This window comes from Streptomyces echinoruber (assembly GCF_014651135.1).
GTDB classification, from domain to species: Bacteria; Actinomycetota; Actinomycetes; order Streptomycetales; family Streptomycetaceae; genus Streptomyces; species Streptomyces echinoruber.
Genome location: NZ_BMWH01000004.1, coordinates 152,107 through 167,139 on the forward strand (window position 1 = coordinate 152,107; position 15,033 = coordinate 167,139).

The following is a 15,033-nucleotide window of genomic DNA, read 5'->3' on the forward strand; positions in this document are numbered from 1 at the left end:
TCCGAGCCTCGGTGGATGGAGGGTGTGCACACCATGCCGGAGCCGTCCGTCGCCCCACCCACTCCCCCGGTCCCGCTCTCCGCCCTGCTCGCCCGCGAGGACCTCGCCCTGCGGCTGATCGCCGGGCCCGCCGACCGGGACACGGTGATCCACTGGGCACACACCTCGGAGATGGCCGACCCCTACCCGTACCTGCTGGGCGGCGAGCTGCTGCTGACCGCCGGGGTGCACGTCCCCGACACGGCCGGGACGAACGCCCATGCCGACTACGCCGACCATGCCGACCATGCCGACTATTTCGACGGCTACGTCTCCCGGATCGTGGCCGCGGGCGGCGCCGCCCTCGGTTTCGGGCTGGCGCCCGTGCACGACACGGTGCCGCGGGCGCTGGTCGCCGCCTGCGACGCGCACGGGCTGCCGCTGCTGGAGGTCCCTCCGCAGACCCCGTTCTCCGCCGTGGCCCGCGCCGTCTGGCAGCTCATGGCGCAGGCCCGGCTGGCCGAACTGCGCCGCGTCACCGAGGCCCAGCAGCGCCTGGCCGCGGCGGCCGCCCGCCCCGACCCCGTGCCCTCGGTCCTGCGGCAGCTCGCCCGGCGGCTCGCCGGATGGGCGGTGCTGTACGGCCCCGACGGCACGGAACTCGCCACGGCGGGCCGGGAACCGGGGGGCGGGGCACGGGCGGGGCTGGCACGGCTGGCGAGGGTGGTACGGCCGGCACGGACCCCGGGGACCACGACGGCCACCGCGGCGGCGGAGACCGCGACGGCCACCACGGCTGCGGGAGCCGCGACCGCTTCCGCCCCCTCGGCCACCGCCCCGGCGGCCACTTCTCCGGCAGCCGCTTCTCCCGCCCCCGCGGGCGCTACCCCGGCGGCCGCCCCGGCGGCCGCCCCGGCGGCTCCCTCCCCCGCCCCCTCCTCCGCCACCGACACCGTCGCCGGTCACCACCTCGCCGCCTACGCGCTCGGCGCCGGCGCGGACTTCGTACTCGGGGTCGCCGCGCCGCGGCGCGAGCCGGGGGACCACACCATCGCCTCCGTCGCCGCCGTGCTGCTCTCCCTCCTCACCGGCGAGCACCACGGCGGTACCGGCGCCGCCCGCTCCCGGGCGCTCGTACGGCTGCTGCTGGGCGCGGCGCCGCGGGAGGTGGCGCCGCTGCTGGGGGACGCCGAGCGGTGGCGGGTCGTGCACGCGCGGCCGCAGACGCAGCCGCCGGACGCCCTCGCCGCCTCCGCGCTGGGCGCGGCCCTCGGTTCGGCGCTGGTCGACGTGGCGGACGAGGTCGTCCGGGTCCTCGTCCCGGCCGACCGCGAACCGGCCCCGCAGCCCGGCTGGACCCTCGGCGTCAGCCCGCCCGCCGCCCCCGCCGACTGGCCGGCCGCCGACGCCCAGGCGGCCCGCGCCCTGGCCCGCGCCCGCGCCACCCGCACCGCCCTGGTCCACCACCCGGCCCGCCCGGGCCTGGCCGACCTGGTGCCGCCCGACGCGGCCGAGGCGCACGCCCGCGCCCTCCTCGCGCCGCTCTCCCCCGCCCTCGCCGAGACCCTGCGCACCTGGCTCTCCCTGCACGGAAGCTGGGACCGCACCGCCGTCGCCCTGGGCGTGCACCGCAACACCGTCCGGCAGCGCATCGCCCGCTGCGCGGCCCTGCTCGGCGCCGACCTGGACGATCCGGACGTACGGATGGAGCTGTGGTTCGCGCTCCGGCAGCCGTGAGCCCCGGCTCCGGAAACGGCAAGCAGCGGTGGCAGCGGCAGCGGTGCGCCGTCACCGGCGACGGGTGATGCACCGTGACCGGCGGCGGGCGATACACCGTGACCGGCGGTGCACGAGGCGCGTCCCAGCGTGCGGGACCGCGGGACGCGGGCCGCGGGGGCTGCCTCACAATGGGGGCATGCCGATACCCGGGATCCCCAGCCGCGCCGAGCTCGTCGACCACCTCGTGAGGACCCGCATCGCGGGCGATGTCGCCACCCCCCGCGAGAACAACCTCTCCCACTACCGCAAACTGGCCAACGGCGACCGCCGCTTCTGGCTCGGTCTGGAGTTCGGCGACCGCTGGACGGACGAGCAGGACGTGCTGGCGGTGATGGCGGAGCGGGTCGGCGTCAGCGACGACCCGGAACACCGGCACGGGCAGGACACCATCGACCCGGAGCTGACCGTGGCCGCCCTGGAGCGGATGGCGGCGCGGCTGCGCAAGGCCGCCGACGGCGGGCAGCGGGTGCTGTTCGCCACCGGCCACCCCGGCGGGCTGCTGGACGTGCACCACGCCACGGCCGCGGCGCTGCGGGCGGCGGGCTGCGAGATCGTCGTGATCCCGGACGGGCTGCAGACGGACGAGGGGTACGTGATGCAGTTCGCGGACGTGGCGGTGCTGGAGCACGGCGCCACGCTGTGGCACACCCACTCCGGCGAGCCGATGAAGGCCGTCCTCACCGCCCTGGAGCGGCAGGGGCGCCCGCTGCCCGACCTGGTCGTCGCCGACCACGGCTGGGCCGGGTACGCGGGGCAGCACGGCGTCGACGCCGTCGGGTACGCCGACTGCAACGACCCGGCGCTCTTCCTCGCCGAGGCCGAGGGCACGGTGCAGGTCGTGGTGCCGCTCGACGACCACGTGGTCAGCCCGCGCCACTACGACCCGATGACGGCGTACCTGCTGGACCAGGCCGGTCTCGTCTGAACCGCGCGGCCCCCGCTCCGCTCGGCGGACGCGCGGCGGGGGCCCTGGGCGGGCCCGCCTCCCCGGCCGAGCCCCGCCCGCCTCGCCGCACCCCTCGGGCTCAGCGCGGCACGCGCACCACGCCCTCCTGGATGACCGATATCGCCAGCCGGCCGTCCCGCGTGTAGATGCGGGCCTGGCCCAGGCCCCGCCCGCCGGACGCGGAGGGCGAACGCTGGTCGTACAGCAGCCACTCGTCGGCGCGGAACGGCCGGTGGAACCACATGGCGTGGTCCAGCGAGGCGCCGACCACGTCCCCGGTGACCCAGCCGCCCCGGCCGTGCGCGAGCAGCACCGAGTCCAGCAGGGTCATGTCGGAGACGTACGTGGCCAGGCACACGTGCAGCAGCGGCTGGTCGACCTCGCCGTCCAGCTTGCCGTTGGTGCGGAACCACACCTGCGAGCGCGGCTCGCGCGCGGTGCCCGCGGTGGCGAACGGCGGCTCGTGGACGTAGCGCAGGTCGACGGCGGCGCGCGCCTCCAGCAACCGCCGCAGGACGCCGTCGTCGGTGAAGCGGTCGGCGTAGCGGGGCAGCATCTCCTCGGCCGTCGGCAGGGTCTCCGGGTCGGGCGCGTCCGGCATGGGCTCCTGGTGGTCCAGGCCCTCCTCATGCGTCTGGAACGACGCCGACAGGTGGAAGATCGGCTGCCCGTGCTGGATCGCGACCACCCGGCGGGTGGTGAAGGAACGGCCGTCGCGGATGCGGTCGACGGTGTAGACGATGGGCGCGCCCGGGTCGCCGGCGACCAGGAAGTACGCGTGCAGGGAGTGCGCGTACCGGTCGGCGGGGACCGTGCGGCCCGCGGCGACCAGGGCCTGGGCGGCGACCTGGCCGCCGAAGACGCGCGGGACGACGGCGGAGCGGGACTGGCCGCGGAAGATGTCCTGCTCGATCCGCTCCAGGTCGAGCAGATCGAGCAGGGATCGCAATGCCTGACTCATGCGTCGGTATGTATCCGGTGGTATCCGGCTGTATCCGGCGGTCTTCTCGCTGCTCCTTCGCGGTGGTTACAGACCCATGTCCTTGGCGATGATCGTCTTCATGATCTCGCTGGTGCCGCCGTAGATGCGGTTGACGCGGTTGTCGGCGTACAGGCGGGCGATCGGGTACTCGTTCATATAGCCGTAGCCGCCGTGCAGTTGCAGGCAGCGGTCGATGACGCGGTGGGCGACCTCGGTGCAGAACAGCTTGGCGCTGGCGGCCTCGGCGGGGGTGAGCTCGCCGGCGTCCAGGGCCTCCAGGGCGCGGTCGGCGACGGCCTCGGCGGCGTCCACCTCGGCCTGGCAGGCGGCCAGTTCGAACTTGGTGTTCTGGAAGTGGGCGACCGGCTTGCCGAAGACGGTGCGCTCCTTGACGTACTGCTTGGTGAAGCGGATGGCGGCCTTCGCCTGGGCGTAGGCGCCGTAGGCGATGCCCCAGCGCTCGGAGGGCAGGTTGGCGCCGAGGTAGTAAAAGCCCTTGTTCTCCTCGCCGAGCAGGTCCTCGACGGGCACCTTGACGTCGACGAAGGCGAGTTCGGCGGTGTCGGAGACCTTCAGGCCGAGCTTGTCCAGCTTGCGGCCGACGGAGTAGCCCTCGGACTTGGTGTCCACGGCGAACAGGGAGATGCCGAAGCGGCGGTCGTCCTCGCGCGGGGGCGAGGTGCGGGCGCAGACGATGACGCGGTCGGCGTGCACGCCGCCGGTGATGAAGGTCTTGGCGCCGTTGAGGACGTAGTGCGTGCCGTCCTCGCTCAGCTTGGCGGTGGTCTTCATGCCGGCGAGGTCGGAGCCGGTGCCCGGCTCGGTCATCGCGATGGCCCACATCTCCTCGCCGGAGACGAACTTGGGCAGGTAGCGCTTCTTCTGCTCCTCGGTGGCGAGCATCTTGAGGTAGGGCAGGGCGAGCAGGACGTGCACGCCGGAGCCGCCGAAGGTGACGCCCGCGCGGGCGGTCTCCTCGTACTGGACCGCCTCGAACTTGTGCGTCTCCAGGCCGGCGCCGCCGTACTCCTCCGGCACGTTGATGCCGAACAGGCCCAGCTCGGCGAGCTTGTAGTAGAACTCGCGCGGCACCTGGCCCGCGGCGAACCACTCGTCGTACACCGGCACGACCTCGGCCTCGATGAAGGCGCGCAGGGTCTCCCGGAACGCCTCGTGATCCTCGTTGAACACCGTACGGCGCACTGCCGCCTCCTCCGCCTGATCCGCTGCCGCTGTCTAAGCGCTTGCTCAGGCTGTCACCGTACCGGCGAGTAGGGAGGTACGTCCAGACGGAGTAACGCGCGTCACGCTTCGGGGCGGCGGGAGCCCACCGCTCCGGCCGCCCCTACTCGTCTTGACCGCCCCGGTCGTCTCGACCACTCCGGCCGCTCTGATTGCCCTGACTTCTCCGGCCGCCCTGGCTGCTCCGGTACCCCCGCCCTCTCCGTTCGCCCCGTCACTCCGCCCCGGCCGCCGCCGCGAACGCCCCGCGGGCCATCCGGTGCAGCAGGGCCGCCGTGTCCGCGCGGCCCGGCAGGGCGCCGGGGCGGGCCAGGTGGGGGGTGGAGTTGAGCAGGCCGAAGACCGAGTGGACCGCCGAGCGGGCGGCCGGCTCCGGCAGGTGGGGGTAGACCTCGCGCACGACCTGCACCCACAGCTCGACGTACTGGCGCTGGAGCTGGCGGACGAGCTTGCGGTCGCTGTCCCGGAGGCGGTCCAGCTCGCGGTCGTGCAGGGTGATGAGGGGACGGTCGTCGAGCGCGAAGTCGATGTGCCCCTCGATGAGCGAGTCGAGGACCGCCTCGGGCCCGGCCGGGGCGGCCCCGTCCCCGGCCTCCTTCAGGCGCCGCCGGGCGCCGGTGAGCAGCCGGCCGCTGATGCCGACGAGCAGTTCGGCGAGCATCGCGTCCTTGCCCGCGAAGTGGCGGTACAGACCGGGTCCGCTGATGCCGACCGCGGCGCCTATCTCGTCCACGCCGACGCCGTGGAACCCGCGTTCGGCGAAGAGGCGGGCGGCCTCCTTGAGGATCTGCTCGCGGCGGCTGGGGGCGTCGGTCCTGGTGGTCATGGAGGCAATTCTAGACAGGCAGGTTAGCGGTCGTTAACCTGAAGGGAAGTGCGTTAACGCTCATTAACAGTCCATCGCTGGGTGAGGGGACCGCAGGATGCACGAGGCACCGGAGCTGACGAGCGCGGCAGATCCCGCGTCGGAGGCCTGGCGGGCCAACGAACGGGCCCATCTCGCACTGGTCGAGGAGCTGCGCGCCAAACTGGCCGCGGCACGGCTGGGCGGCGGCGAGAAGGCCCGGGCGCGGCACACCGCGCGCGGCAAGCTGCTGCCGAGGGACCGGGTGGACACCCTCCTGGACCCCGGTTCGCCCTTCCTGGAGCTGGCGCCGCTGGCCGCCGACGGGATGTACGACGGGCAGGCCCCGGCCGCCGGCGTCATCGCCGGGATCGGGCGGGTCAGCGGCCGCGCGTGCGTGATCGTCGCCAACGACGCCACCGTCAAGGGCGGCACGTACTACCCGATGACCGTCAAGAAGCACCTGCGCGCGCAGGAGGTGGCCCTCGACAACCGGCTGCCGTGCGTCTACCTGGTCGACTCCGGCGGCGCCTTCCTGCCCCTGCAGGACGAGGTCTTCCCCGACCGGGACCACTTCGGCCGCATCTTCTACCACCAGGCCCGCATGTCCGCGGCCGGCATCCCGCAGATCGCGGCCGTCCTCGGCTCCTGCACCGCCGGCGGCGCCTACGTCCCCGCCATGAGCGACGAGGCCGTCATCGTGCGCAACCAGGGCACGATCTTCCTCGGCGGCCCGCCCCTGGTGAAGGCCGCCACCGGCGAGGTCGTCACCGCCGAGGAGCTGGGCGGCGGCGAGGTGCACTCCCGCGTCTCGGGCGTGACGGACCACCTCGCCGAGGACGACGCGCACGCCCTGCGGATCGTGCGGAACATCGTCGCCACGCTGCCCGCGCGCCGGCAGCCGCCCTGGGAGGTCGTCCCGGCCGTCGAGCCGAAGGTCGACCCGTACGGGCTGTACGGCGCCGTGCCCGTCGACCCCCGCACCCCCTACGACGTCCGCGAGATCATCGCGCGCGTGGTGGACGGCTCCCGTTTCGCCGAGTTCAAGGCCGAGTTCGGGCAGACCCTGGTCACCGGCTTCGCCCGCATCCTGGGCCACCCGGTCGGCATCGTCGCCAACAACGGCATCCTGTTCTCCGAATCGGCCCAGAAGGGCGCCCACTTCATCGAGCTGTGCGACCAGCGCGGCATCCCGCTGGTGTTCCTGCAGAACATCTCCGGCTTCATGGTCGGCAGGGACTACGAGGCCGGCGGCATCGCCAAGCACGGCGCCAAGATGGTCACGGCGGTGGCCTGCACGCGCGTGCCCAAGCTGACGGTGGTGGTCGGCGGCTCCTACGGCGCGGGCAACTACTCGATGTGCGGCCGGGCCTACTCCCCCCGCTTCCTGTGGATGTGGCCCAACGCCAAGATCTCCGTCATGGGCGGCGAGCAGGCCGCCTCGGTCCTCGCCACCGTCAAGCGGGACCAGCTGGAGGCCCGCGGCGAGGAGTGGCCGCTCGAGGAGGAAGAGGCGTTCAAGGCCCCCATCCGCGCGCAGTACGAGCGGCAGGGCAACGCCTACTACGCCACCGCACGCCTGTGGGACGACGGCGTCATCGACCCGCTGGAGACCCGTCAGGTGCTGGGCCTGGCGCTGACGGCCTGCGCGAACGCGCCCCTGGGCGAGCCCCAGTTCGGCGTCTTCCGGATGTGAAGGGGAGGGCCTGTACGACGATGTTCGAGACCGTTCTTGTGGCCAACCGGGGCGAGATCGCCGTCCGCGTCATCCGCACCCTGCGCAGGCTGGGCGTGCGCGCGGTGGCCGTGTACTCCGACGCCGACGCCGAGGCGCGGCACGTGCGCGAGGCGGATGCGGCGGTGCGGATCGGGCCGCCGCCCGCGGCCGAGAGCTACCTGTCGATCGAGCGGCTGCTGGAGGCGGCCCGCCGCACCGGTGCCCAGGCGGTGCACCCCGGTTACGGCTTCCTCGCGGAGAACGACGCCTTCGCGCGCGCGTGCGCCGAGGCCGGCCTGGTCTTCATCGGCCCGCCCGCCGACGCCATCGCCCTGATGGGCGACAAGATCCGCGCCAAGGAGACGGTGCGGGCGGCCGGGGTGCCGGTCGTCCCCGGCTCCAGCGGCAGCGGCCTGACGGACGATCAGCTCACCGCCGCCGCACGGGAGATCGGCATGCCGGTGCTGCTCAAGCCGAGCGCGGGCGGCGGCGGCAAGGGCATGCGCCTGGTGCGGGACGAGCGGCGGCTGGCGGACGAGATCGCCGCCGCCCGCCGGGAGGCCCGCGCCGCCTTCGGCGACGACACGCTCCTGGTGGAGCGGTGGGTGGACCGCCCCCGGCACATCGAGATCCAGGTCCTGGCCGACGGCCACGGCAACGTGGTCCACCTCGGCGAGCGCGAGTGCTCCCTGCAGCGCCGTCACCAGAAGATCGTCGAAGAGGCGCCCAGCGTGCTCCTGGACGAGGCCACCCGCGCCGCGATGGGCGAGGCCGCCGTCCAGGCCGCCCGCTCCTGCGGCTACCGGGGCGCGGGCACGGTGGAGTTCATCGTCCCCGGCGGCGACCCGACGTCGTACTACTTCATGGAGATGAACACCCGCCTGCAGGTGGAGCACCCGGTCACCGAGCTGGTGACGGGCCTGGACCTGGTGGAGTGGCAGCTGCGGGTCGCGGCCGGCGAGCCGCTGGCCTTCAAGCAGGACGACGTCCGCCTCACCGGGCACGCGATCGAGGCCCGTGTCTGCGCCGAGGACCCCGCCCGCGGCTTCCTGCCCTCCGGCGGGACGGTGCTGAAGCTGCGTGAGCCTGACGGTGACGGCGTACGCACTGACTCTGGCCTGAGCGAGGGCACCGAGGTGGGCAGCCTGTACGACCCGATGCTGTCCAAGGTCATCGCGTACGGCCCCGACCGGGCGACGGCGCTGCGGAAGCTGCGCGCGGCGCTGGCGGACACGGTGACGCTGGGCGTGCAGACCAACGTGGGTTTCCTGCGCCGGCTGCTGGCTCACCCCGCGGTGGTGGCGGGCGAGCTGGACACCGGGCTGGTCGAGCGGGTGGTGGACGAGCTGGTGCCCACCGAGGTGCCGGAGGAGGTGTACGAGGCGGCGGCGGCCGTACGGCTGGACGCGCTGCGCCCGAAGGGCGACGGCTGGGTGGACCCGTTCGCGGTGCCGAGCGGGTGGCGGCTGGGCGGGGAGCCGAAGCCGGTCACCTTCCACCTGCGGGTGCGGGAGCCGGTGGCGTACACCCCGCGCGGCACCCACACCGTCACCGAGGAGCGGGTGTCCGTGACGCTCGACGGCGTCCGCCACACCTTTGAGCGCGCCGGCGACTGGCTCGGCCGCGACGGCGACGCCTGGCAGGTGCGCGACCACGACCCGGTGGCCGCGTCCCTCACCCGCGCCGCCCACGCCGGCGCCGACTCGCTGACGGCGCCCATGCCCGGCACGGTCACCGTGGTCAAGGTCGCCGTGGGCGACGAGGTGACCGCCGGGCAGAGCCTGCTGGTGGTGGAGGCGATGAAGATGGAGCACGTCATCTCCGCCCCGCACGCCGGCACGGTCACCGAGCTGGACGTCAAGCCGGGCACCACGGTCGCCATGGACCAGGTGCTGGCCGTGATCCAGCCCCATGCGAGCGAGCAGGAGACGGAGGCGGAGGCATGACCGTCCCAGGGCTTCCCATGGTCGTACCGGAGGCGGGCCTGCCCGCGCGGGTGCGCATCCACGAGGTCGGGCCGCGCGACGGCCTGCAGAACGAGCCGCGGACCGTGCCGACCGAGGTCAAGGCGGAGTTCATCCGCCGCCTCGCCGACGCGGGCCTGACCACGATCGAGGCGACGAGCTTCGTGCACCCCAAGTGGGTGCCCCAACTCGCCGACGCCGAGCAGTTGTTCCCGCTCGTCGCCGAGGTGCCGGCCGACCTGCCGGTCCTCGTGCCCAACGAACGCGGCCTGGACCGCGCCCTGGCGCTCGGCGCCCGCCGGGTGGCCGTCTTCGCCAGCGCCACGGAGTCCTTCGCGAAGGCCAACCTCAACCGCACGGCGGACGAGGCGCTGGCCATGTTCGAGCCGGTGGTGACGCGGGCGAAGGACACCGGGGCGCACGTGCGCGGCTACGTCTCGATGTGCTTCGGCGACCCGTGGGAGGGCGCGGTCCCCCTCGAGCAGGTGGTCCGGGTCTGCCGGGCCCTGGTCGACATGGGCTGCGACGAACTCAGCCTGGGCGACACGATCGGCGTGGCGACCCCGGGCCACGTGACCGCCCTCCTGACCGCCCTGAACGAGGCGGGCGTGGCCACCGCAAGGCTGGGCGTCCACTTCCACGACACCTACGGCCAGGCCCTGGCCAACACCCTGGCCGCGCTCCGCCACGGCGTCACCACCGTCGACGCCTCCGCGGGCGGCCTGGGCGGCTGCCCGTACGCGAAGTCCGCCACCGGCAACCTCGCCACCGAGGACCTCGTGTGGATGCTGCACGGCCTCGGCATCGACACCGGGGTCGACCTCGGCCGTCTCACCGCCACCAGCGTGTGGATGGCCTCCCGGCTGGGCCGGCCCAGCCCCTCCCGCACCGTGCGTGCCCTCTCCCACCAGGAGTGAACGATGGACCACAAGCTGCCCGAAGAGCTGGAGCAACTCCGCCGCACGGTGGAGGAGTTCGCCCACGATGTCGTCGCACCCAAGATCGGCGACTACTACGAGCGGCACGAGTTCCCCTACGAGATCGTCCGCGAGATGGGCCGCATGGGCCTGTTCGGACTGCCGTTCCCCGAGGAGTACGGCGGCATGGGCGGCGACTACTTCGCGCTCGGCGTGGCGCTGGAGGAACTGGCCCGCGTGGACTCCTCGGTGGCGATCACCCTGGAGGCGGGCGTGTCGCTGGGCGCCATGCCCATCTACCGGTTCGGCACCGAGGAGCAGAAGCGGCAGTGGCTGCCCCGCCTGTGCTCGGGCGAACTGCTGGGCGCCTTCGGCCTCACCGAGCCCGACGGCGGCTCGGACGCGGGGGCGACGAAGACGACGGCCCGCCTCGACGAGCGGACCAACGAGTGGGTGATCAACGGCACGAAGTGCTTCATCACCAACTCCGGCACGGACATCACCGGCCTGGTCACGGTCACCGCGGTCACCGGCCGCACCGACGAGGGCAAGCCGCGCATCTCCTCCATCATCGTCCCGTCCGGCACGCCGGGCTTCACGGTGGCGCCGGCGTACTCGAAGGTCGGCTGGAACGCCTCGGACACGCGCGAGCTGTCCTTCGACGACGTGCGCGTGCCGGCCGCGAACCTGCTGGGCGAGGAGGGCCGCGGCTACGCCCAGTTCCTGCGCATCCTCGACGAGGGCCGCATCGCCATCGCGGCGCTGGCCACCGGCCTGGCGCAGGGCTGCGTCGACGAGTCGGTGCGCTACGCCAAGGAGCGGCACGCCTTCGGCCGGCCCATCGCCGCCAACCAGGCCATCCAGTTCAAGATCGCCGACATGGAGATGAAGGCGCACACCGCCCGCCTCGCCTGGCGCGACGCCGCCTCCCGCCTGATCGCCGGCGAACCGTTCAAGAAGGAGGCGGCCCTGGCCAAGCTGTACTCCTCCACCATCGCGGTGGACAACGCCCGCGACGCCACCCAGATCCACGGCGGTTACGGTTTCATGAACGAGTACCCGGTCGCCCGCATGTGGCGCGACTCCAAGATCCTGGAGATCGGCGAGGGCACGAGCGAGGTCCAGCGGATGCTGATCGCACGGGAGTTGGGGCTGGTGAGCTGACCCACGGGCGCGGGCCGGGCGGGCAGCGTTCCGGTGACCCGCCGGTGGCCGCGGGTGCGCGCCGTCCTGCGGGCGGCGGCCCCGGCCCCGCCCGCCGCGCCTCGCGGGCGAGCGGGCAAACGGGCAAACGGCGGGCGAGTGAAGTAAGGGAAGGTTCACATCGCATGAGCACCGGCCCGTACCCCGCGAAGCCGTCCCCGGCGCTGCGCGGACTGGAGTGCATCCAGTGCGCGGCCCGGTATCCGGTCACCGACCTGCCCCGCGGCTGTCCGACCTGCGACCGGGCGGGGCGCAACTCCAACCTGTTCCGCGTCTACGACGAGGACGCCTCCCTCGACGAGCGCCTCCCCTACCGGGACGTCCCCGGCTTCGGCACCGGCGCGACACCGCTGCTGCCGTGGGAGCCGGGCGTGTACGTCAAGAACGAGGCGGTCCACCACACCGGTTCGCGCAAGGACCGGTTCGCGCAAGGACCGGTTCGCGCAAGGACCGGTTCGCACAAGGACCGGTTCGCGCAAGGACCGGTTCGCCGCCCTCGTGGCGGCGCACGCCCGGGCCGCGGGCCACCGGGCTCTCGCCGTCGGCTCGTCGGGCAACGCCGGCCTGGCCGTGGCCGCCCACGCGGCGGCCGCGGGCCTGCGCTGCACCGTCGCGGCGTTCTCCTGGCTGCCGGAGGCGGCCCGCCGCCACCTGACCGGCTTCGGGGCCGAGGTGCGGACCTTCGACGACGACGCCGACCGGATCCGGTGCGTCCGCGACCTCGTGGACGATCCGGAGACCCTGACGGTGACCAGCGTCACCGACCCCGTCACCGGCAGCCACCCCCTGGGCATCGAGGGGTACAAGCGCATCGCGTGGAGATCGCCGAGCAGGTGCCGGAGCGGGCCGACCACGTCGTCGTCCCGTCGAGCCGGGGCGATCTGGCGTGGGGCATCCACCTGGGCTTCCGCGACCTGCACCGGCTGGACGGCCGGCCCGTGCCCAGGCTGCACCTGGTGGAGCCGTTCCTCCGGCTGTCGGCCGTGCTGCGCGGCACGGCGTTCCTCACCGACCACATCCCGGGCGATCACGGGCGCCTGTCGTCCATCGCGGGCCACGGCACCACCGTGCAGGCGCACCGGGCGGTGACCCTCTCCGGCGGGACGGCGACCGTGGTGCCGGACGCCGTCGCCGACGCGTACGTCAACCGGCTGTGCCGCCGCGGGTACGTGTGGGAGCGCAGCAGCACCACGGTGTTCGCCGCCCTCGCGGAGCTGCGGGAGAACGGGACCGTCGAGGCGGGATCCACGACCGTGCTGGTCGCGACCTCCCACTTCTTCAAGGACCTGTGACCGCGCCTCTTCAAGAACCTGTGACCGCGCTCCCCCGCGGCCCGCTCCCCCGAGGCCCCGGGGCCACGCCGGGCCGGGCACCCACCCTGGACAAAAACTGAGGTTAGGCTAACCTATCTTCGAATTGTCCGGCGGGCGTTCCGCCCTGGTCGAAAGCGCAGTGACAGTCATGCCCAAGGTCCGTGCCCCCCATCCCACCCGCCGCGGCGTCCTCGCCGCGGGCGGCGCCCTCGGCCTCGGTGCCGTCCTGGCCGCCTGCGGCGACGGCGAGAAAAGCGACGGCGCGGGCGGCGGGACGGCGGCCGCCGGATCCGGCCCGTGGTCGTTCCGGGACGACCGCGGGCAGACGGCGAAGGCGGACCGGGTCCCCTCGCGCATCGTGGCGTTCGTCGGCGTCGCCGCCGCGCTGCACGACTACGGCGTGCGGGTGCAGGGCGTCTTCGGCCCGACGAAGACCAAGGACGGCACGGCCGATGTGCAGGCCGGCGACCTGGACGTCGGCAAGGTGACGGTCCTGGGCAACGCGTGGGGCCAGTTCAGCATCGAGAAGTACGCGGCCCTCCGGCCCGACCTGCTCGTCTCCACGATGTTCGACGGCGCCGGCACCCTGTGGTACGTGCCGGAGGAGTCGAAGAAGAAGATCCTCGCCGTCGGCGCCCCCACCGTCGGGATCTCCGTCTATGACCGCCAACTGCCCGTGCCGCTGCAGCGGATGCTGAAGCTCGCCGAGTCGCTCGGCGGGAACGTGACCTCCGAGAAGGTCGAGCAGGCCAAGAAGAGGTTCGAGGACGCCGCGGCCCGGCTGCGCGCCGCGGCGAAGGCCAGGCCGGACATCAGGGTGATGGTCGGCTCCGCGAGCCAGGACCTGTTCTACGTCTCCGGCACCAACCTCTCCGTCGACCTGGAGTACTTCAAGGCCCTCGGCGTGAACTTCGTGGAGCCCCCGGAGAGCGCCAAGAAGCGGGGCGGTGGCTGGTACGAGTCGCTGAGCTGGGAGAACGTCGACAAGTACCCGGCCGACATCATCATGATGGACAACCGCTCCTCGGCCATCCAGCCCGCCGACATCACCCGGGCGACCTGGAAGCGGCTCCCCGCGGTCGAGGCCGGCCAGGTCATCGCCCGCAACCCCGAGCCGATCCTGTCCTACGACAAGTGCGCCCCGCTGCTCGAGAGCCTCGCCGAGGCCCTCGAGAAGGCGAAGAAGGTCGCCTGACCCCCGCCCGCACCCAATCCCAGGAGGCGCCGTGACCACTGCCGTGGCCGCCCCGTTCCGTTTCTTCTCCCTCCGGGTCGCACGGACGAGGCGGCTCGGCCCGTCCCTGGTCCGCGTCACCTTCACCGGGCCCGACCTGCACGCCTTCCACTCCGACGGGCGCGACCAGTCCCTGTCGCTGTTCCTGCCGCACCCGGGCCAGCCCGAGCCGGTGGTGCCCCTGGACCTGGGGGACGGCTGGTGGCAGAGCTGGCGCGAACTGCCCGAGGACGTACGGGCGGTGATGCGGTCGTACACGCTGCGGGCGCTGCGCCGGGACGCCGACGGGCACACCGCCGAGATCGACATCGACTTCGTCCTGCACGGCATCGCACCCGGCGCCGCCGCCCCGGCGGGTCCCGCCTCCCGGTGGGCCTCCCGCGCCCGGCCCGGCGACCGGGTGCTGCTGCTCGGCCCGGTGGTCGCCGACAACCACGCGATCCGCTTCCGGCCGCCCGCCGACACCGACCTGGTGCTGATGTGGGGCGACGAGACCGCCCTGCCGGCCGCCTGCGCCGTCCTGGAGTCCCTGCCGGCCGGCACCCGCGTCCGCGCCTGGCTGGAGGTGCCGCACGCCGGCGACGTGCAGGACCTGGTCACCGCCGCCGACGCGGAGGTGACGTGGCTGGTCGGGGACGAGCACCCCGATCACGCCGGCCGCACCGACGGCTCCCCCCTGGCCCTGGACGCCCTGCGCGCGGCCCGCCTCCCGTCCGCCGCCGCCCCGTACGTCTGGCTCGCGGGCGAGTCCGGCCGGGTGAAGGCGCTGCGCCGCCACTTCGTGGGTGAGCGCGGCGTCGACCGGCGCCGGGTGACGTTCGTCGGGTACTGGCGGCGGGGGCTGACGGAGGAGCAGGTGCGGGCGCGGGGCGAGTAACCGCGCCGGACGTGATCGCGGTCACGGGAGGGGCGC

The 15,033-nt window shown here is 73.7% G+C and carries 11 protein-coding genes and 1 pseudogene; 9 read left to right on the top strand and 3 right to left on the bottom strand.

Annotated features, from left to right (window positions below):
- Positions 1-33 precede the first annotated feature (33 nt).
- Together IE225_RS07665 and IE225_RS07670 are read left to right on the top strand one after the other, a co-directional pair.
- Complete coding sequence (locus tag IE225_RS07665) at positions 34-1,716, top strand: PucR family transcriptional regulator (RefSeq protein WP_190056832.1); 1,683 nt, start codon at positions 34-36, stop codon at positions 1,714-1,716.
- A 178-nt stretch (positions 1,717-1,894) separates the two neighbouring features.
- Entirely contained in the window at positions 1,895-2,683 is a 789-nt protein-coding gene (locus IE225_RS07670; RefSeq protein ID WP_190056599.1) for a phosphatase, read from the top strand.
- Between the two features lie 100 nt (positions 2,684-2,783).
- Here the strand turns inward: IE225_RS07670 and IE225_RS07675 are convergent, their stop codons facing one another.
- From IE225_RS07675 to IE225_RS07685, 3 genes are all read right to left on the bottom strand, one after another.
- Entirely contained in the window at positions 2,784-3,665 is an 882-nt protein-coding gene (locus IE225_RS07675) for an acyl-CoA thioesterase (RefSeq protein WP_190056600.1), read from the bottom strand.
- A gap of 66 nt (positions 3,666-3,731) precedes the next feature.
- The gene (locus IE225_RS07680; protein ID WP_190056601.1) at positions 3,732-4,889 is read right to left on the bottom strand and encodes an acyl-CoA dehydrogenase family protein; all 1,158 of its coding nucleotides are present in this window, start codon (positions 4,887-4,889) and stop codon (positions 3,732-3,734) included.
- Between the two features lie 253 nt (positions 4,890-5,142).
- Positions 5,143-5,754 carry an SACE_7040 family transcriptional regulator gene (locus IE225_RS07685; protein WP_190056602.1) on the bottom strand — a complete coding sequence of 204 codons (612 nt, stop codon included), beginning with the start codon at positions 5,752-5,754 and terminating at the stop codon, positions 5,143-5,145.
- Positions 5,755-5,851: 97 nt separating this feature from the next.
- Between IE225_RS07685 and IE225_RS07690 the strand changes: the two genes are divergently transcribed.
- From IE225_RS07690 to IE225_RS07725, 7 genes and pseudogenes are all read left to right on the top strand, one after another.
- Positions 5,852-7,468 (top strand): carboxyl transferase domain-containing protein, encoded by a 1,617-nt coding sequence (locus tag IE225_RS07690; protein ID WP_190056603.1) that lies wholly within the window; start codon positions 5,852-5,854, stop codon positions 7,466-7,468.
- 20 nt (positions 7,469-7,488) lie between these two features.
- Complete coding sequence (locus IE225_RS07695) at positions 7,489-9,435, top strand: acetyl-CoA carboxylase biotin carboxylase subunit (RefSeq protein WP_190056604.1); 1,947 nt, start codon at positions 7,489-7,491, stop codon at positions 9,433-9,435.
- The gene (locus IE225_RS07700; protein WP_190056605.1) at positions 9,432-10,370 is read left to right on the top strand and encodes a hydroxymethylglutaryl-CoA lyase; all 939 of its coding nucleotides are present in this window, start codon (positions 9,432-9,434) and stop codon (positions 10,368-10,370) included. Before IE225_RS07695 ends, IE225_RS07700 begins: the two co-directional genes overlap by 4 nt.
- A gap of 3 nt (positions 10,371-10,373) precedes the next feature.
- A complete protein-coding gene (locus IE225_RS07705; RefSeq protein ID WP_190056606.1) occupies positions 10,374-11,534 on the top strand; it encodes an acyl-CoA dehydrogenase family protein in 1,161 nt (386 codons plus the stop codon).
- Positions 11,535-12,071: 537 nt separating this feature from the next.
- A pseudogene (locus IE225_RS07710) lies at positions 12,072-12,865 on the top strand (threonine synthase).
- Positions 12,866-13,034: 169 nt separating this feature from the next.
- Entirely contained in the window at positions 13,035-14,081 is a 1,047-nt protein-coding gene (locus IE225_RS07720; protein ID WP_190056609.1) for an ABC transporter substrate-binding protein, read from the top strand.
- 31 nt (positions 14,082-14,112) lie between these two features.
- Positions 14,113-14,997 (top strand): siderophore-interacting protein, encoded by an 885-nt coding sequence (locus IE225_RS07725; protein WP_190056610.1) that lies wholly within the window; start codon positions 14,113-14,115, stop codon positions 14,995-14,997.
- Positions 14,998-15,033 lie beyond the last annotated feature (36 nt).